This window comes from Microbulbifer elongatus, assembly GCF_020524885.1.
Taxonomy (GTDB): Bacteria; Pseudomonadota; Gammaproteobacteria; order Pseudomonadales; family Cellvibrionaceae; genus Microbulbifer; species Microbulbifer elongatus_A.
The window spans coordinates 89,206-107,274 of the sequence record NZ_JAIVKJ010000001.1 but is presented as its reverse complement, the minus strand read 5'-3'; the positions used below and the strand labels follow the sequence as shown (position 1 = coordinate 107,274).

General features: G+C 57.6%; 16 protein-coding genes. 4 read left to right on the top strand and 12 right to left on the bottom strand.

The features are described 5' to 3' along the window. Positions 1–7: 7 nt before the first annotated feature. Positions 8–1,900, top strand: a complete 1,893-nt coding sequence (locus LC059_RS00350) for an alpha-amylase family glycosyl hydrolase (RefSeq protein ID WP_226701871.1) — start codon at positions 8–10, stop codon at positions 1,898–1,900. Positions 1,901–2,130: 230 nt separating this feature from the next. Further along, complete coding sequence (locus LC059_RS00345; protein WP_226701870.1) at positions 2,131–2,967, top strand: DUF3014 domain-containing protein; 837 nt, start codon at positions 2,131–2,133, stop codon at positions 2,965–2,967. Between the two features lie 56 nt (positions 2,968–3,023). On the opposite strand, the gene LC059_RS00340 is transcribed toward LC059_RS00345, so the two are convergent. From LC059_RS00340 to LC059_RS00290, 11 genes are all read right to left on the bottom strand, one after another. Next, positions 3,024–3,782 carry a hypothetical protein gene (locus tag LC059_RS00340; RefSeq protein WP_226701869.1) on the bottom strand — a complete coding sequence of 253 codons (759 nt, stop codon included), beginning with the start codon at positions 3,780–3,782 and terminating at the stop codon, positions 3,024–3,026. Beyond that, positions 3,769–4,581 (bottom strand): FTR1 family protein, encoded by an 813-nt coding sequence (locus tag LC059_RS00335; RefSeq protein WP_226701868.1) that lies wholly within the window; start codon positions 4,579–4,581, stop codon positions 3,769–3,771. Before LC059_RS00335 ends, LC059_RS00340 begins: the two co-directional genes overlap by 14 nt. A gap of 19 nt (positions 4,582–4,600) precedes the next feature. Then, entirely contained in the window at positions 4,601–4,909 is a 309-nt protein-coding gene (locus LC059_RS00330; protein WP_226703157.1) for a cupredoxin domain-containing protein, read from the bottom strand. Positions 4,910–4,931: 22 nt separating this feature from the next. Next, positions 4,932–6,344: an ATP-binding protein gene (locus tag LC059_RS00325; protein ID WP_226701867.1), complete on the bottom strand. Its 1,413-nt coding sequence runs from the start codon at positions 6,342–6,344 to the stop codon at positions 4,932–4,934. Continuing rightward, positions 6,341–7,003, bottom strand: a complete 663-nt coding sequence (locus LC059_RS00320; protein ID WP_226701866.1) for a response regulator transcription factor — start codon at positions 7,001–7,003, stop codon at positions 6,341–6,343. Before LC059_RS00320 ends, LC059_RS00325 begins: the two co-directional genes overlap by 4 nt. Positions 7,004–7,051: 48 nt before the next feature. After that, on the bottom strand, positions 7,052–7,732 hold the full coding sequence (locus tag LC059_RS00315; RefSeq protein WP_226701865.1) for a tetratricopeptide repeat protein: 681 nt from the start codon (positions 7,730–7,732) through the stop codon (positions 7,052–7,054). Further along, positions 7,729–8,556, bottom strand: coding sequence for an SDR family oxidoreductase (locus LC059_RS00310; protein WP_226701864.1), 828 nt, complete (start codon positions 8,554–8,556; stop codon positions 7,729–7,731). The genes LC059_RS00315 and LC059_RS00310 overlap by 4 nt, the downstream gene beginning before the upstream one ends. A 1-nt stretch (position 8,557) precedes the next feature. Next, positions 8,558–9,229 carry a TenA family transcriptional regulator gene (locus LC059_RS00305; RefSeq protein WP_226701863.1) on the bottom strand — a complete coding sequence of 224 codons (672 nt, stop codon included), beginning with the start codon at positions 9,227–9,229 and terminating at the stop codon, positions 8,558–8,560. After that, a complete protein-coding gene (locus LC059_RS00300; protein WP_226701862.1) occupies positions 9,229–10,857 on the bottom strand; it encodes an AMP-binding protein in 1,629 nt (542 codons plus the stop codon). Before LC059_RS00300 ends, LC059_RS00305 begins: the two co-directional genes overlap by 1 nt. Next, a complete protein-coding gene (locus tag LC059_RS00295; protein ID WP_226701861.1) occupies positions 10,854–11,639 on the bottom strand; it encodes a thermostable hemolysin in 786 nt (261 codons plus the stop codon). The genes LC059_RS00300 and LC059_RS00295 overlap by 4 nt, the downstream gene beginning before the upstream one ends. Positions 11,640–11,730: 91 nt before the next feature. Further along, positions 11,731–12,282 carry a hypothetical protein gene (locus tag LC059_RS00290; protein WP_226701860.1) on the bottom strand — a complete coding sequence of 184 codons (552 nt, stop codon included), beginning with the start codon at positions 12,280–12,282 and terminating at the stop codon, positions 11,731–11,733. A gap of 79 nt (positions 12,283–12,361) precedes the next feature. On the opposite strand from LC059_RS00290, the gene LC059_RS00285 reads away from it, so the two are divergent. Then, a complete protein-coding gene (locus tag LC059_RS00285; RefSeq protein WP_226701859.1) occupies positions 12,362–14,896 on the top strand; it encodes an FG-GAP-like repeat-containing protein in 2,535 nt (844 codons plus the stop codon). Positions 14,897–15,079: 183 nt separating this feature from the next. Here LC059_RS00285 and LC059_RS00280 read toward each other — a convergent pair whose 3' ends face one another. Continuing rightward, complete coding sequence (locus LC059_RS00280; protein ID WP_226701858.1) at positions 15,080–16,834, bottom strand: alpha-amylase family glycosyl hydrolase; 1,755 nt, start codon at positions 16,832–16,834, stop codon at positions 15,080–15,082. A 281-nt stretch (positions 16,835–17,115) separates the two neighbouring features. Between LC059_RS00280 and LC059_RS00275 the strand changes: the two genes are divergently transcribed. Next, on the top strand, positions 17,116–17,961 hold the full coding sequence (locus LC059_RS00275) for a universal stress protein (protein ID WP_226701857.1): 846 nt from the start codon (positions 17,116–17,118) through the stop codon (positions 17,959–17,961). Positions 17,962–18,069 lie beyond the last annotated feature (108 nt).

The following is an 18,069-nucleotide window of genomic DNA, read 5'->3' as shown; positions in this document are numbered from 1 at the left end:
TCGAATTATGAAAAAAATTGCACGACTACTGCTGGCTTCCGCCATCGCCACCAGCGCACTGACGGCCTGTGAGAGCAAGGTTGAAGCCCCGCAAGACCAGAAGCCGGCACCGGTGGCGAATGCCACCGACGGCAAGCCCGTGATCTACCAGGTATTGCCGCGCCTGTTCGGTAACACCAATGACACCAACAAGCCCTGGGGCACCATCGAAGAAAATGGCGTAGGCAAGTTCAACGACTTTACCCCCAAGGCCTTACAGGAAATCCGCGCGCTGGGTGCCAACTACATCTGGTATACCGGCTCCCTGCACCACGCGGTGGTGCGCGACTACACCGACTTTGGCATCGCCAATGACGATCCGGATGTAATCAAGGGCCGCGCCGGTTCTCCCTACGCGGTCAAGGATTACTACAGCGTAAACCCGGACCTGGCCGAGAACCCTGCGGAACGCCTGCAGGAATTCAAGGCGCTGATCGAGCGCTCTCACGAGGCCGGGCTCAAGGTCATCATCGACATCGTGCCCAACCACGTTGCGCGCAATTACCAGTCCCTCGCCAAGCCGGAAGGTGTGCGCGACTTCGGCGCCGACGATGACAGCAGCGTGGCCTACGCCCGCGACAACAATTTTTACTATGTTCCCGGCGAGCCCTTCCAGGTACCGGTGGCAGACGATGGTTACCAGCCGCTGAACGGTGAAGCACACGCGCTGATCGATGGCGAGTTTGCCGAGGTTCCGGCCAAGTGGACCGGTAACGGCAGCCGCGCGCCGCAGCCCGCGCAGGGCGACTGGTACGAGACCGTCAAAATTAATTTTGGTGTGCGCCCGGACGGCAGCCACGACTTCCCGGCACTGCCAAAGGAATTTGCACAGAAAGACTTCCGCGCGCACGCGGCCTTCTGGGCAGACAAAGATGTACCGGACAGCTGGAAGAAATTCCGTCAGATCACCGACTACTGGCTCGACTTCGGTGTCGATGGTTTCCGCTACGATATGGCCGGCATGGTGCCGGTGGAGTTCTGGAGTTACCTCAACTCCAGCATCAAGATGCAGAAACCGAACGCCCTGTTGCTGGCAGAAATCTATCAGCCGGACCTGTATCGCGATTACGTGCACCTGGGCAAGATGGATTATCTCTACGACAAGGTCGGCACCTATGACGCTATTCGCGCGGTAATGGAAGGCAAGGCCGGTACCGACCCGCTGGTGGACATCCAGCAGAGCCTGGACGGTATCGAAGACAATATGCTGCGCTTTATGGAAAACCATGACGAGCAGCGTATTGCCAGCCCGGAATTTGCCGGCAACCCGCAGGCGGGCGTCCCCGCCATGATCGTCTCCGCCACTATCAGCGGCGCTCCGGCACTGGTGTACTTCGGCCAGGAACTGGGTGAACCCGGTGCGGGCGATGCGGGCTTCGGCAAGGCCAGCCGCACCACCATCTTCGACTACTGGTCAGTGCCCACTGTTCGACGCTGGGTTAACGGTGGCCAGTACAATAGCGAGCAACTCAGCAACAGCGAGAAGGCCCTGCGCGAAACTTACCGCACCCTGCTCAATTTCGCCCGCCAGAGTCCGGCGCTTGGCGGTGAGTTTATGGACCTGCACCGCCACAATCGCGAGCACGGCAAAGAATACGGCGAGCAGCAGTACAGCTTCGCGCGCTGGGAAGGCGACGACCGCCTGCTAGTTGTCACCAACTTCGCCGACAGCGCAGTTGTATCGTCCCTGCACCTGCCAAAGGCGCTGATCGCGGCCTGGGAGCTGGATGCCGGTAAGTACACCCTTACTAACCAGCTGGATAGTGCGTCTGTAGAGATGGTTGTCGCCGATGATCAGACGGCCACCGTCTCTGTGAAGATGGCTCCGCTGTCCGGCCAGATTCTGAAAGTCGTTCACTAATAGTCACCCACTAATAGTCTCTCACCGACTTTCACATCCGATACCGGGGGCGCAATCGCGCCCCCGACTTCTCCCGCCGTCTTCAACTCCCCTCAAGCTCAGCCCTCTTGGCCACCGCTATAGGCGAAACCTTCCCGACCTGTTACTGTCCTAGACTTCACAGTCAGTGGTTTACACTGATTTTTGAGGCGCCAGATTCTGTGCGCGGGACTCAACGGGAGGATTTGCAGATGGGTGGCATCAAAGATTGGCTGATCGCCCTGCTGGTTGCGGCAGCGGTAATATTCGGCATCTACTGGTTCGCGGTGCGGGATAGCGCCGAGCCCGAAATCCCCGCCCCTGCACCCGAAGCCGCGCCGGAAACACCCAGTGTCGACCTCGATGAGCCTGAGGATGAACCGGTAATCCCCCCCGCCCCGGAGCCCGCAGAACCGGAAGATCCCCCTCGCCAGCTTCCCGCGCTTAACAACAGTGACAGCGAAGCCCGCAAAGACATCATCAGCCTCTCTTCCGACGGTGCCCTCGCCAAATGGATCGTCCCCGATGAAGTGGTGCGCAAATGGGTAGCCGCCGTAAATACGGCCACCAAAGGCGACCTGATGCATAAGAACCGCCCGTTCACCAATGTGGACGGCAAGCTCGCGGTCAAGGAACTGGAAACAAGACAGGACGGCCAGAAAGTCTATGTGCTGTCACAGGAGAACTACCAGCGCTATGAACAGCCGGTACGCCTGTTCGCCATGGTGGACACCGACACCGCGGTAAATCTCTACCAGTTCTGGTACCCGCGCCTGAAACAGGCCTACGGCGAACTGGGACTGAAGAACAAGAACTTCCACGCAGCCGTGCTCGCGGCCATCGACCAGGCCCTTGCCGCACCGGAAATCGAGGGCCCCATCAAGCTCGTGCGCCCAACGGTGTATTACAAGTTTGAAGATGAAAAACTGGAAAAGATGCCCGGCCTGCACAAGCTGATGATCCGCATCGGCCCGGACAATGCAGCGCGCGTGAAGGAGAAACTGCGCGAGCTGAAAGCGGCGTTACAGAATCTGCCGACCAACGAATAACCTGGATTTACTTCCCTGTACACCGGCGGCCTTTTGCCGCCGGTTTGTTGAACGTCTTAGAAAAATTCGTATTCCAAAAGCAATCGCAATGTCTGGTCCGGGCTCTCGCTTGTAAGCCCCTGGATCACCCCAACCTCCCAGCGCAATTGTCGCCCACCATCGAGACGCCAACTGCCCACTGCCACCGGGCCTATGCCAAGCAGATCTTCCGCCGCGTAGAATTCCAGCGCCGGTTCAAAGTGCGGGGATAATCGATAACGGGCCTGAGCACGCAGCTCGGTTTCAAACTCCTCGCTGACTCGCCCCCACTCGTACTCGAGTGCGAGGTTCGCGGAGCCTGTCCAGCGGCCCCAATCCCGGGCGGTGATCAGTGTTGCCGCGGCTTCCCACTGGTTCGCCGAGAACTCACGTTCGAGCTCAAACAACATTCCCCAGTCCGCGGCGTACTCACCCTGCTCCGTCAACTGCCACTTGGCCTCAAGCTCTACAGCCTCCACCTCGAAATCGTCCTGCGGTTGCTTCTCACCGATGGCATACACTTCGCCAAACCAGCGATCACTGAAACCGTAGCCAACCCCCAGTCTGTGCTGCCACAAGCCATCCAGCTCAGGCTCATCCGAATCACGCGCACCAACGGCGCGCCACTCGATTTCCGTTTCCAGAGCATCCACGTAGGGATCGTAAACCCGATCCACCAGATTGCCATCCGCCAATGCCGGCAGGCCAGGCAGGAAAAGTGCAAAGCGGGTTACAAATTTTAAGGCCAGCTTTGGTGTTAATCGGGGTATTAGCCTTGTAGCGCTATGCAAACTCATTGGAGACTTCTCTTCCCGATTCCGAAGGCGTTTTCATCCAGGTTGCCCACAGCAGCAATGCCATCAACATCAGGCCGCCGAGGTAAGCACTTACCGCCAGCAGCGTGGGTGAGGCTTCGTAACCCAGCAGGGCATAACACAGCTGGCCCACCAGTGAATTTTCCGGTAACAGCGCAGAGCTATCCCACAGCGGCGGGCCCGCGGGCAGCCAGTCTGCCTGCTCCAGTAACTGGGTAGCCTGCAGGCACAACCCCGCCGCCACCAGAGTGAGCAGTACCAGCGCAACTACTAAACGGCGCTTTCGCGCCAGCCCCACCAGCAGATAGTAAAACAGTGCACCAATACTGAAGCCGATACCGGCGCCGATTAGCGCACCCAGCATGACACTCTGCAGCGAATCGATCTGGTGCCGAAACGCGATCATGTACACGTAAACTTCCGACCCTTCACGCAGGGTAGCCAGGGCAACAGCCAGCGCCATGCACCATTGCAGCAGCTTCAGATACTGCTGTTTGCCGTCGCGATTCCAGATCAGCAGCATGCCGATCACCAACAGCAGCCCGTATATGACAAACTGCATCGCCGCGTTCAGTAACTCCTGCCCCATGCCCTCAAACATTTCCGAAACAGTGCCGATACTAGCCCCGTAGGCGATGGAACCAAGAATTCCACCCGCCAGCGCCATCAGGATCCAGCGCGCAGCCAGCCCGGTATACTGACTCATTGCAAGCAGAATACTGAGCAAAAGCGCCGCTTCGAGTACTTCGCGCAGTACCAGAATGACGCTGGTCAATAACATGATGTATTCCCCCGTACCGTCATTCCGCAATCACCTTGCCCTGTGCCGTCTTCGGGTTAAACTCACCGAAGAATGGATAAACACCGGGCGCCAGCGGACCGATAAAGATGATGGCCTTTTGCCCCCCCATGATCACTTTTTCGCGGTTAAGCTCATAGCTTTCGAACTCTTCTGGTGTCGGATCGCGGTTGATCACCACCAGCTTGATCTTGGTATTGGCAGGCACTTTAACGACCGACGGATAGAACAGGTGATCGCGGATTTCAATCTGCAATTCCGGGCGCGCAGCCTGCACTGGTAGCACAGGAAGCAGCACAGTAAGCAGCATGGCGATAAAAATGGTAACGAGATTACGCACGCCGGCTTTCATCTTGATTCTTTTCCGAGTTCGTTTCTAAACGGACTTTTGCATTGCGCCCTGGCACATCCGTCGCGGGTAAAGGGAGGCACACCGTCACCATCAACCCCGGCAACTGCGCATTTCCCAGCGGCGATGTGCCGAGTGTTATCCGCGCCCGATGCAACTCGGCGATGTGATGCACGATGGAAAGTCCAAGCCCACAACCGGGCACACGACTTTCATGCCGATCGCCACCCACCCGATAAAAGCGCTCGAAGACCCGTTCGCGCGCATCCGCGGGAATCCCCGGGCCCGAATCACAAACCTCCAGCTCAACGCACTTTTCCCGCTGATTTACAGCGACCGTGATACGTCCGCCCTCGGGAGTGTATTTACACGCGTTGTTCAGCAAGTTTTGCAACAGCAACACCAGTGCAAACCGATCGCCCTGAATAAAGGCCGCCTGGCCGCGTAGCTCTATTTCCTGTTCGCGTCGTGCAAATGCGGGATAGAGTTTAGCGACTACATCCCTCGCCATGCGATGCAGGTCGATGGACTCGAAGCGCGCCGGGTAGTGCTCTGGCGTCATCCGGAACAGGTTGAGCATCTGTTCCACCAGGTGGGCCATGCGCTCAATACTCTGCTGTAGCTGCCACAGGGAATCCGGCGCCTCTGCCCCGCTGTGCTCCAATGAATTCGCCAGATTGTCCGCATGTACCTGAATGGCGGCAATCGGTGTGCGCAGCTCGTGCGCGGCATCGGCGGAGAAGCGCCGCTCCCGATCAAAGGAGGCCTGCAAACGTTCAAGCAGCGCATTGGTGGAATCTACCAGCGGCAAGAGCTCCTCCGGCGGCGATGCCAGTGCCAGCGGAGTCAGGTCCTCCGCACGCTTGCGGCGCAACTCCCCCGTCAATTGCCGCAGACTGGCCAGGCCGCGGCCGATCACCAGCCAGATCAACAGGCCAGCAACGGGCAGCCCGAGCAGAATCGGCACCACCGACTGCAAAACCACCTCGTCCGCGAGGCGAAAACGCAAGTCGACCCGCTCGGCGACACGGATTGAACGGCCGTCGTCCGCAGCATGACTGTAGACGCGCCAACGAAAGCCGGAAAAGTTACTCTCGGCAAATCCATCCGATGCGTCGCCGATGGGATCGGTCGGCGCATTGTCGGAGCGCATCAACAATTTTCCATCGCGAGACCAGACCTGAAAGGCGAGCTGGTCATTTTCCTTCACGACCAATGGCGCACGCTCGTTAACAGGAATGGCGGCCAGCAATAGTGCGGTACCGATAACCTGGCGATCAAACAGGCGTTCCGCCTCTGCCATACTGGCGCGGTAGCCGTGTAAGGCGGCAATAAAGTTGACCAGAGTGATGGTCGACAGCAACGCGATCAACAGAAAAATACGAATGGACTTCAACGCGTGGGCCCCAGCTTGTAACCGACGCCGCGAATATTCTGGATAAGATCGGGACTGATTTTTTTACGCAGGTTGTGAATGTGTACATCCACCGTGTTACTGGCGACAGATTCGCCCCAGCTGTAAAGCTTGTCTTCCAGCTGCTCGCGACTGAGAATGTGGCCGGGACGCTCTGCCAGCGCACGCAATAAGCTGAACTCACGGCGTGAAAGGCGCACCGGGTTGCCCCCGTGCAGGACCGAGTGAGTTGCAAGATTGATGGTCACGTCGCCAATCACCACTTCTGCAGAGCCACCCACACTGCCGCGCCGCTCCAAAGCGCGCAGGCGCGCCAGTAATTCATCGACCGCAAACGGTTTGGTCAGGTAGTCATCGGCCCCCGCATCCAGTCCCTGCACCTTAGACGGTAAATCGTCGCGGGCGGTGAGGATCAGTACTGGAATTTTTCTCTGCTGGCTGCGCAGTGCTTTCAGCACGGCCAACCCGTCCATATCCGGCAGGCCCAGGTCGAGGACCAGCAGGTCCGGCTCGGACGCCGCAACCAGTGCAACGCCCTTACTGCCGGAAGGCGTGTGATCGACTGCATAACCGGCGTGACGCAAAGCCGTGGCAATGCCTTGCGCCAGTGACAGATCGTCTTCAATCAACAGTATCCGCATACTGATCCGCTGTTTTTCCTTGTGACCCGGACCCAGTCAGGCTAGGGATCAATCGAGTTTATGCCGGATTTTTACCTGCAGTCGCTTTATCTGGCCCAGGCGCCCTTCACGAGCCAGCGGACGATCCGGGTCTGCGGGACCGTGCTCCGCGCGGTCGGCATAGGTCAGTGCCTGGGCATAGTCCTTCTGCTGGAAAAGATAGTCCGCGTAAAAGTAGTTGGCATCCATGTCGCTGGCGCCATATTCCAGTCCCTTCAACAGCAGGGTCTGTGCCTTTTTATCATCCCCAAAGCCGATGGGCCAACCGGGAACCTGGTAATAGAGCGAACCGAGACTGGTATAGGCCGCGCCATCCAGGACACTGCCATCCAGGGCGATGGCCCGCTCCAGGTCCGCCTTTGCCGCTTTCACAATTGGCAATGCACCGAGCCCCCCTTTTGCACCAGCATGGGATGCGCGAATAATGCCACTCCATGTCCACACCGCGGGATTATTCGGATAGCGGGCACTCAAGGCGCTCGCTTTCTCTACCAGCGCGGCGAACTCGTCCGCGCGTTGTTTTTCCGGCACATGATATTGGATTTCAGCCCACTGCTGCTGAAGAGCGTGCACTTGCTGTTCCGCAGTCTGCGCAAAGGTTGGCACGGCCAGCACACTGACCATTAAAAACAACAAACTGCGCAGCCCGGTAACAATGCATCCTTTGCCGTAAATCGGGTGGGTCATCATGGCATATCTCCGTGAACTTGGTTTTGCTCCGCGAACCGGCGAATGACCGGCATTTTTTTGACCAGTGCGGTGTCCACCAGGAACGGCAGCAGCGCATTGACCTTGATAAACAGGCGCTCGGGCCAGCCCATAAAACGGCGCGCACTGCGCCTGCCCTCGAGCAGGGCGACACACTGGCGCGCCACCTGCTGAGGTGAATCCGAACGGTTTCCCAGTGCGCGATTGAGCCCCACTACCGCTTCGGTATTGAGGGAGGTATCCACCGCGCGCGGCGCGAGATAATGGACTTTGACCTGGCTATCCCCGAGTTCGCGGCGCAGCGCTTCGGTAAACCCGTGCAGGCCGGATTTACTGGCGCCATAAATACTGAATCCGGGGTGGCCGATGTGGCCGAAGGCAGAACCGATATTGATCACGGCACCGCGATGACTGCACTGCAACAGCGGCAGCAGATCGCGCGTGAGCGCCATGGGGACCAGCAGGTTGGTTTCCAGTATCGACTGCATGGCGACATCGTCGGTGTCTGCAAGCAGCGCAAAGCGCGCGATACCCGCGTTGTTAATCAGCACATCCAAACCACCGGGGAGGTCGCTGCAGGTTTTCACCAGCGTCGCACGCTGCTGTCGGTTGCACAGATCCGCGACCAGTACCTGATGCCGATGTTGCCCGGGTAGTGAGTTACAGAGCTGCTCCAGTGCCGTTTTGTTACGGCCCTGTAGCAATAACCGGTGCCCACGCGTGGCCAGCGTATGGGCCAGTGCACTGCCAATACCACCACTCGCGCCGGTCAGAAGAATCGTCAACGCATCGCTATTCCCGTCCATCTCACGCGACCTCTGCCAGTGCGGATCGGGTGTCCACTTCGCGGAATATATCCGCATACAGGCGATAAATGGCGCGCGCGCTGTGGACGATGGCTTTCTGGTCCTCGGGACTCTCGATCCGGTTCATTAGTCCCTGAAAAAATTCCACATGCCCTACATCGAGAGCACCGTGAGAGCGCAGGTAGCTAAACGCGCGGTCGGGAAGCCCAAGAGACTCCTTGATGGCACCTGCTGCCAGATCGGCGAGTTGGATAGAGGTGCCCTCCAGTACATTCACCATGCCGAAAAATCCCAGGGGGTTGCCGCGGGCAATCGTGTCGTACGCGTAAGACACCATCAGTTCGGTAGCGAAATTCGGTTTTCCGTGACGCACGGCCTCGGCATTGGCGCCGCAGGCTGCAATATCGTTCAGGATCCACTCCTGGTGCCCGATTTCTTCCTCGATATATTCCGCGAGAGCCTCCCGAATCCATTCCTGGCTGTCGTTAAGGCGACTGCCGCACGCCATCATCAGCGGCACCGTGTGTTTAACGTGGTGATAGGCCTGGGTAAGAAATCCGACGTATTCCTCAAGAGTGATTTCGCCCTGTGCACCGCGCTGGATCAGGGGAACACTGAGTAACTGCTGGCGCTCGGACTCGGTCTCACGCTGTAATTGGTCGAAGAAATTCATCAGGCAACTCCTGGAGTTTGTTCACCGGTTGAGGAAACCGGTACGAAATGGGAGGTTTGATTCGGTTCACCGCCCTTGTTCGGCTGGAAGTGATCGTTCTGATAGAGGCGCTCGATCAGCAGTGCATAGCGCTCGGCAATACATTCGCGGCGCGGGCGACCATTGGCGGTTAGCAGGCCATCGGCAAATGTGAGAGGCTGTGGCAATAGGGCCCAGTGTCGAATACGCGCGTAGTCGGGCAAGGTGCGGTTCACAGAATCGATCCACACGCCGATTTGCTGAATATCGCTGCCGGCTCGCGGCAGCACCAGTACGCCGCAATACGGACGCGCATCACCAACCACAACACACTGCAGCAGCGACTGTGCGCACAGCAGCTCGCTCTCAATCCACTCCGGGGATATGTTGCGACCATAGGAGCTGATCAGGATATTTTTCTTGCGCCCGGTGATATGCAGGAAGCCATCGCTGTCGCGGGAACCCAGGTCGCCGGTGGCGAGCCACCCGTCACCAGTGTCCTCGCCGTCATCGTCCTGCCCACTGCCCAGATAACCCAGGTAATGCGGCCCGCGCACTACCACCTCACCATTGCGCAACGCAATTTCACAGTGCGGCAGTGGTTTTCCCACGGTGCCCGCACGCGCGTCACCGGGAAGGTTCAAAGCAACCACCGACCCGCATTCGGAGAGACCGTAACCCTCGTAAACCGGAAGCCCCCGGCCTGACGCATCGCGCAGCAGGTCTGCAGATACCTTACCGCCACCCACGGCTACAAAACGCAGACTCGCAGGCGGTTGCCAGCCGCCCTCGTCCACCTGCTCCAGTAAAGATTTCAGAATCTGCGGTAACAGGATCAGGCTTTCGGGTTGATGTTCATCGATACAGGCACACAGGCGTTTCATATCTAATTGCGAGCTGCCGCTGAATCCGAGGCGCTCAAGACCCGGTGCCAGTACCGTCCCCCCAAGTAGCCAGCAGGTGTATGCGCCGGCCACATTTTCCAGCAGGGTTGCCAGCGGTAACAGGCAAAGATGGGTGGCACAGCCCAGTGGCGCAAGGCTGTTTGCCAGAGCCTCAGCCGTGGCGAACTGGGTCTGATTAGAGAGACAAACGCCCCGGGGAGTACCGGTGGAGCCGGAGGTGAAAGTGACTTTGGCGGTTTCCGCGGGCAGACTTTTTCCGGGTTGCGCTTCCTCATCCAGGGCTTTCAACTGGGCCAAATCCCACGGCAGCAGTGTCATGCCAGCGCAGGCTTCACCAGTGCCGAACCCCGGTGTATCGACAAAATATTCCGGCGAATCTGTGATTAATGCCTGCAACCCACTGGTGCGGACGGTGTGCAACAGCTGCTGCGGGGAAAAGAAGGCCGGCAGCGGCACCAGAGCCACCCCGGCCAGCTGGCACGCCAGATCCACCAGCAGCCAGCGGGGGCCATTGTTCGCGAACAAGCCGACCACATTAAGGTTGCGTGCTTTCAACTCCGCGGCAATCCCTGTAACCACCTGCAACAATTCGCCATAGGTAAATGCCTCGGTGTCGCCAAGCAGCGCGGCGCGACCGGGAAAGCATTCTGCGTTCGCATGCAGTCGGTGCAGCAGTGGGGAATCCGAGTTCAGCGTCGCACTCATTTGCCCGCCTCCAAAAATTTTTGGGCAAGCACGGTGGCCTGGGGACGGCACACCGCCATAAGCTCGCGGATGAGGGGGCGTGTCAGCAGCCGCTGCCGCTCGGCCCTGACGTTGATCGCGACCACCGCCGGGGAGGTGTTGTAGTAGGAGCCCCAGTCGGCCAATTCATCACCGAGGCGCGCGCCGTCGGCACGACACAGGACCAGCTGGTTGTCGGTGAGTTTCTGCAGCAAGTGCTGCACTTCCGGAGTGGCGGTGAATATCGCCCAGGTGAGATCTGCGGCGGCGAACAGTTCCGCCAGCATCAGGAACAGCAGCCGGCTGCCACCGCGGGCGGTAGCCACCAGATTGCCGATTTCGGCGATGTCTCCCCGGCCTACTGGGACTCCAGCCTTTTTGGTGAGCACCGTCTCTACCGGGTCATTGAGATAATGCTCAAGAAACAATGGCGCAGTGGAGGCGCGGCGCAGGCCAAGCACCCCGTGCATCTTCTGCCCTTTGCCGTAGGACAGCAGCCACGGCATGAAATGCCGCAAGCGCGCACCATAAACCTGCTGGAACTGCGCGGAGATGTAGCCTTCCACCGCCATGCGCTCGCGCTGGTCAGTGCCACAAAGCTGAAAGGTGATGGGCGCGGCTTCACGGTCACGCCCCTGCGCACTCTCAAAGCGATGTTCTACTGGGGAATTCTGCTCAAGATTAAAGGCACTCCAACAGCCGCCAGCTTCACCGGACGGTGATCTGGGCGGAATCGCAGACTGCAAGCGGACATCCACTGCCATTTCCTTTTCTCCTTGGGGGATATCGGATATGGACAGTCTACGGGGGCTAAATTAAGGCAAACTTAAGACTTTCAATCTGGCACTGGATCCTTTAGCCAGCACACGCTGGACGGTGAAACGGAAGACAATGCCATCCGCATCCAAGTGAATGACTCCCCACAGAATGCTTCTCGCGCCAGGTTTTCACCCGCTCAAACTCCTTGCAAGCTCGTGTAAATTCACAGAACATCTTGGACAGATGTACGAGGTTCCACAGCGGTGGCGCCTGATGAAGCATCAGGATAAACGCCAGACCGAAGCACTCTACACCGGCTCGGGAAAAGCGCCCCATGGAGAAATCAGCCAGAGGTACCTTGTTGTTCCAGCAATGCATTTTTGCATTGCTCACAGTTACTTTGAGCGCCTGCGGGGGCAGCTCGGGGGACACCAATGCTGGCTCCGGCTCTGGCAGCAGTTCTGGCTCCAGCTCCAGTAGCAGCTCAGGTTCCAGTTCCAGCTCAGGTTCCAGCTCCAGCTCAGGTTCCAGTTCCAGCTCCAGCTCCAGCAGCAGTTCTGGCTCCAGCTCTAGCAGCTCCAGTTCTGGGGGCGGCAGTTCCAGCGGTAGCGGCTCCGGGGGCAACTCCCCACCTGTAATCAGCAACATCTCCCTCACACCAAACCCCGCCTTTACCAATACACCTTTGCATCTGTCGATATCGGTAACAGATCCACAGCAACAAGAGTTGACTACCAGCTACCACTGGTCGGTGAATGGCATACCTATCGAGGGTACCGATGGCACCACGCTGGCCTCCGAGTACTTTTTCAAAGGCGATCAGGTAAGCGTTGTGGTTGAGGTCAGTGATGGAGAGCTTGTGGCAAGCAGCACTCAGTCGCTAACCATCAGTGATGCACCGCCCATATTCTATGTCTCGGGTGCCCCCGAAGCCGTAGCGTATGGCGTTCCGATCAGTTTTCCCGTCACCGCCGAGGACCCGGATGGCGACGAAGTCACTCTCGAATTCCTGGGCGGCCCCAATGGTATGCAGCTCGATGATGACGGCGTGATTTCCTGGACCCCCACTGGCCCCATGTTTGATACCCGACAGACGGTCCATTGGAAACTGTCTATGGCGCAGGGAGATATCAAGGAGGTGCTCTCCGGGCGTATTACGATCGTCGACGAAGATCGGCAGTCGCCACTGACTCGAAGCGGCATTCGTTTTGATAACAGCGGTCGGCAGAGCATTGCGTCAGGGGATTTTTCCGGGGATCAGACGCACGAGTTGCTCGTGGCCGATGACGCCCAGAGCCTGTACACCATTGGGTTCGACGGCAGCGGCTACGAGCAGAACTGGATGTATCCATTTATTCTCGAACCAGGAGGAAAAATTAGCTGTGTCGCTAGCGGCGATATCGACAACGACCAGATTGATGAGATATTCGTCGGCTTCGATAATTCAAACAATTTTGGCAGTGAAGACAAAACCAAAATACTGGTCCTCGATGGCAAATCCCGCCGTGTACGCCAATCCATTGACATTGATGCATCACTGGTAACCGCCATTCGAATCGGTGACGTGAACAATGATGGCCATAACGAGATCATTTCCCTGGTCAGGATAAACCCTTATGGAGACGATGAAAGTATCGTGGAAATTCGTAGCCACGATACCGCGAACGTGTTGTGGCAATCGTCCTTTTTAGCGCAGCAATCTGATTTAGCCATAGGTGATACCGATGGCGATGGCACAGACGAGCTCGTACTAAACGGGGGATACATTTTTGGTTTTAACGGCGACCAGTTTGCCAATGAGTGGTTTTACGGTGAAAGTTTTGGCTACCAGGTTAGGGCGGCGGATATCGATGGCGACGATATTGATGAAGTCATTGGAAACTCCAATAACAGCTCAGCTCCTGGGCTCAATGTGTACGACGCAGTAAACAAAACGGTAAAAGGACAGTTGGCCGGAAGATATTCAGATTTCTCGGCTTCTGATGTCGACGGTGACAAACGATCTGAAATACTTGCGATTCCATACGCAGAAAATGAGTCCGCGCTTTACAGCTTCAACCAGGATACAACATCAAACTTTTCCGCAGACTGGACGCTAAACCTGTCAAGTGCTGCCAGCAAGGGCTTGATTGCCGACATGGATGGCGACGGCGAGCAAGAATACGTCATCATTCATCCGAGAGAGTCTCCCCTGATCGTCGCAGGAGAAAATCCAGAAATTGAGATTGAATGGCAGGGTGGGCAGAGAGTGGATGGCCAATTCTCCGGTGGCGAGCAGGCAGAATTCAGTCACGATGGAAGTCGCCTGATTTTCTTTAACCGAGGGAGCCGAAATGCCCTGGCCATTCAGATGGATCCGCTGTCTGGCGACCTCAAATGGACTATGAGTCTTGGGGCTGGCACAGTCTCCACCTTCTGGGATATTGCCCTTAGTGACATAGGGCAGGATGGCAACCCCGAGCTACATTTTATCAATCGCCAAACGCTATCTATGTATGACTTTTTCTCCGATTCCATCGTCTGGAGCAGTACCCTGCCCGATTACGGACGTGCAATCGCAGAGGGAAGACTAAATGAAGTTTATAAAAGTGTGCTGGCGATTGTTACTGACGACGGCAGGCTGCAAGTCTATGACCCGAACAGCCAGACACTGCTCTGGGAGGCATTAGTCGAAGGTGGCAAGAGTGTCATGATCACCGATTTCGATGGTGACCTAAACAATGAAATTATCGTCACCACGAATGACACCATATCGCGCTACGCACTAGTCGACGGCAACCTGACGCTGGTGCAACAGCAGACCATGGCACAAATCGCACCACTGTTGGCGCCCCCCGAGTATGTTAGTGCTCTACAGGAGGCCTACATTAACAAGCTGGCTGTGGGCGATCTGGACAGTGATGGCAGGCAGGAGTTGCTGTTCACTGCCGCCTATGAGCCCGAAGTCACATGGCTTGTGGTTCTTAACCACGACCTCTCGCCACGCAGCGCGTACCGGCATTCCGGCGATATTGGAAGCCTGCTGGTACAGAACTATGGTACCGGCCGTCGCAATATTTTGATAAGCAGTGGCTCGGATCTGCTCAACAATACCCATAGCCAGATTCTGGAGCTCGCTCCCGATTCATTCATGCTGGTTTCGGAGTCACCTTACCTCCCCTTCATGCAGGCGGGACACGGGTTACAGTTTGTAGATACCAACAACGACGGCATTCCGGAACTGAGCTACAGCAATTATTTCTCGATGAACGTCACGCGTTGACTGCGCAAAAACAGCCAGCATCTACTCTCGGGGCAAAAAAAAGCCGGTACCAGAAAACCTGATACCGGCAAGCCTTTCGACGAGAAAGAGAGGGTCACACGCAGCCAATCACTGCTCTGTTACCGGCCCGGTCACATTACTTACCGGGCCGACGAATCAAATTCATTTCCGCTTAATCCCGGGTTATCGGGCGCTTAGTTTTTGCTTTTCAGGCGCACCCAGCAGCAGCGTATCGAACTCGGTGTCGAACACCAGTACGCCATTCTCTACCTTTGCTTCTGAGCCTGAGTAGTAATCTTTTACCAGGTTACCGTCTGCAAACACGTCAGACGCAGTCACACGTTTTTCACCCACCGGCATATCCAGGGCCACCATCACGCGGTCGCCTTCCAGTGAGCGGGAGAAAATATACGGTGCTTCGCTGAGCTGCTGGTGTACGCCGGCACCCACTGCGAAGTGAGACTGACGGAATTGACCGAGTTTCTGCCAGTGGCTCAGGATTTCACTGGTTTTTGCCTGTTCGATGCTGCTCCAGTCCATGGGCACACGCATGGAGGCGTCGCCATAGGCCTGCTCGTCAATCATCGGGCGGGCAATTTCGTCGCCGTAGTAAATCTGCGCAGCACCCGGGGCCAGCATCAGTTTCAGTGCAGAGCTCTTGACCTGCTTGCGCTCGCGGTCAAACGAGTGGTGGTCGTCGTGGGAGCCCAGGTAGTTCACCACGGAAACACCTTCCAGCTCACCGCCGTGGAGGATGCTGGAGTATTCGCTGAAGATAGTTTCCATATCCTGGCCAGCGTGGGCGGCGAAGCCCATGTTGATCAGGCTGTCGAAGCCGTAGTTGAAGAAATCCACCTTGCGATCGCCGAAGTCGTAGAAACGGCCGTCGCTGCTGGCGAAATCATTCACGCCATAGTGGAAAACCTCACCCACCATGAAGAAGCTGCGATCATCCAGCTTTTCTTGCGGGTTGTTGGCCTTCCACTCTTCCAGGGCAAGGCTGGCTTCTTTCTTGAGAACCGCCCAGATTTCCGGCTCCACATGTTTCACGGTATCCACACGGAAACCGTCTACACCGTATTCGCGCACCCAGTCGGTGAGCCATTTGACGATGTAGTACTTGGGCGCACGCGGGTAGCCGGTGCGCTCGAAGAAGGCATCCAGCTCCGCCACTTCCTGCTCCAGGCGGCCTTCGCGCTGCCACTTCTCGGTCAGCTGCGGTGGCAGCTCAACCGGCTTTTCACTCTCGGTGAGAATGTCGGGCAGATTGTCGGTCAGTGCGCACTGTACGTTCTGGGCAAAGCTGCTCCAGTCACACTGGGGATTGGTGCGTACCCAGTCGGAGGGCCACAAGGGGTCTTCTGCAGTAACCGGACCGGTGTGATTGATGATCACATCCAGCAGGATGCGTACGCCCTTGCTACGCGCCACCTGAATAAGTTCCGCCAGGTCTTCTTCGGTACCGAAGTTGGCGTCCACGGTGGTCCAGTCTTTTGGCCAGTAGCCATGGAAGGCATAAGTGCGCTTATCGCCTTCGTCATAACCGTGGATGTTCTCGATGACCGGTGACATCCAGATGGCATCGACACCCAGATCGGTGAAGTAGCCTTCTTCCAGCTTCTGGATCACACCGCGCAAGTCACCGCCGAGGAAGCCGCGCATATACGCTGCATCGCCCTTGCGCCCATAGGACAGGTCGTTGTCCGGATTACCGTTGTGGAAACGATCCGGCAGCATGAAATAGATGGTGGCGTTATTCCAAAAGGGGTCGGCAGCCGCAGACTTGATGTCGGTCAAGGCGGGAACGGCCTGCTCCGGCGAAGATGCCTGCGCGTCCGCGGGGGCATTCGCTGCTGAATTTGCGCCGCCGTCGGAACAGGCGGTAATTGACAGTGCCGCTGCGGAAATCAGCGCGGCCAAACCGGTCATTTTTCTCATTATCTTCTCTCCGTCGTTATCGAACGGTCATCACTACAGCCTAATGTACGCGCCTGGCGCCTGGATTCATCCTCCCTGCCCGGGGCGTAGGTGAAAAAACCGGCGGCCGGTGATAGGCTTGACCGCCCGTTCGCGGGGCCGCCCAGAGGCCCGTGGAACCTCCGGAGAGAGGCCTAAAGAGGGCGCCAACAATAGTGGGCGGTACGTCTGCGCGTTGGGCGAATCCTTACTGCGCAGTGAGAGAACTTAGGGACCAGATTTAAAAAATTGAAGGAGTGAACATGCAGGATAAACCCGTAGTATTTGTGGTGGTGGACCCCAACGACGACCGCCACGTTGCCCTGGAGCGCGCCCTGGCCACCGCCCGCGAGCGCAGCCCACAGCCAAAGCTTGCCGTTTTTGTGGCCGTCGACGGTGAAGCCGTAGACACCCGCGCAGTGAACGACCACCTGTTCCGCGATGAGTTCTGGTTCCGCGACCAGATCCGCACCCCGATCGAAGAAGCCGGCGTTGAATTCGAAATCAACGTCTGCTGGTCCAGTGACTGGCAGGGCGCGATCATTCAGGAATCCAAGCGCTACAACGCGGAAATGATCTATCTGCCGGTACACGCCCGCACCAGCAGCCGTCGTTTCACCTTTGCCGAGTCCAAGTGGCATGTACTGAAGCAGGCCAAGTGCCCGGTGGTACTGATCCGCCCGGGTGCCAAGGATCGCCGCAAAGTGGTACTGGCCACGGTCAACTACCAGGCCCAGACCACCCAACAGCGCCAGCTCAACCGCCAGATCACCGAGCGCGCCAACTACATCGCCGAGATGTACGGTGCCGAGCTGCACCTGGTCAACGCCTACCTGGACTCCATGCTCTATCCGGACCGCGGTGCCCTGGCCAAACTGGCACAAAAAACCGGCGTTCCCACCGACCGCATCCACGTGAAGCAGGGCTACACCAACGAAGTAGTTGCCGAAATCGCCAAAGAGATCGATGCCGATCTGGTGGTGATGGGCACCCTGAACCAGTACGGTGAGACCGGCTCCCTGCTGCGCGGCAATACCGCCGAGCGGGTGATCGGCTCTGTGGATACCGATGTGATGGTGTGTAACGCGTTTACCACAACCGCGCACTGATCCCATTGCTCCCGGCCCCGCATTTGCGGGGCCTTCCATTTCCCCCGCGCTCCCCATGTTCACCCTTCTCCCCCCAAGCCTAGGCTGAAGCAGGCTTCCTGCAGACAT

What these genes read in the sequence shown, in the direction of transcription:
- LC059_RS00295 (WP_226701861.1), bottom strand. Translation starts at nt 11,639, where the DNA reads ATGGCAGTGGATGTCCGCTTGCAGTCTGCGATTCCGCCCAGATCACCG.
- LC059_RS00290 (WP_226701860.1), bottom strand. Translation starts at nt 12,282, where the DNA reads ATGTTGCTGATTACAGGTGGGGAGTTGCCCCCGGAGCCGCTACCGCTG.
- LC059_RS00335 (WP_226701868.1), bottom strand. Translation starts at nt 4,581, where the DNA reads ATGTTATTGACCAGCGTCATTCTGGTACTGCGCGAAGTACTCGAAGCG.
- LC059_RS00280 (WP_226701858.1), bottom strand. Translation starts at nt 16,834, where the DNA reads ATGAGAAAAATGACCGGTTTGGCCGCGCTGATTTCCGCAGCGGCACTG.
- LC059_RS00330 (WP_226703157.1), bottom strand. Translation starts at nt 4,909, where the DNA reads ATGCTGCTTACTGTGCTGCTTCCTGTGCTACCAGTGCAGGCTGCGCGC.
- LC059_RS00320 (WP_226701866.1), bottom strand. Translation starts at nt 7,003, where the DNA reads ATGCGGATACTGTTGATTGAAGACGATCTGTCACTGGCGCAAGGCATT.
- LC059_RS00315 (WP_226701865.1), bottom strand. Translation starts at nt 7,732, where the DNA reads ATGATGACCCACCCGATTTACGGCAAAGGATGCATTGTTACCGGGCTG.
- LC059_RS00305 (WP_226701863.1), bottom strand. Translation starts at nt 9,229, where the DNA reads ATGAATTTCTTCGACCAATTACAGCGTGAGACCGAGTCCGAGCGCCAG.
- LC059_RS00310 (WP_226701864.1), bottom strand. Translation starts at nt 8,556, where the DNA reads ATGGACGGGAATAGCGATGCGTTGACGATTCTTCTGACCGGCGCGAGT.
- LC059_RS00275 (WP_226701857.1), top strand. Translation starts at nt 17,116, where the DNA reads ATGCAGGATAAACCCGTAGTATTTGTGGTGGTGGACCCCAACGACGAC.
- LC059_RS00340 (WP_226701869.1), bottom strand. Translation starts at nt 3,782, where the DNA reads ATGAGTTTGCATAGCGCTACAAGGCTAATACCCCGATTAACACCAAAG.
- LC059_RS00300 (WP_226701862.1), bottom strand. Translation starts at nt 10,857, where the DNA reads ATGAGTGCGACGCTGAACTCGGATTCCCCACTGCTGCACCGACTGCAT.
- LC059_RS00350 (WP_226701871.1), top strand. Translation starts at nt 8, where the DNA reads ATGAAAAAAATTGCACGACTACTGCTGGCTTCCGCCATCGCCACCAGC.
- LC059_RS00345 (WP_226701870.1), top strand. Translation starts at nt 2,131, where the DNA reads ATGGGTGGCATCAAAGATTGGCTGATCGCCCTGCTGGTTGCGGCAGCG.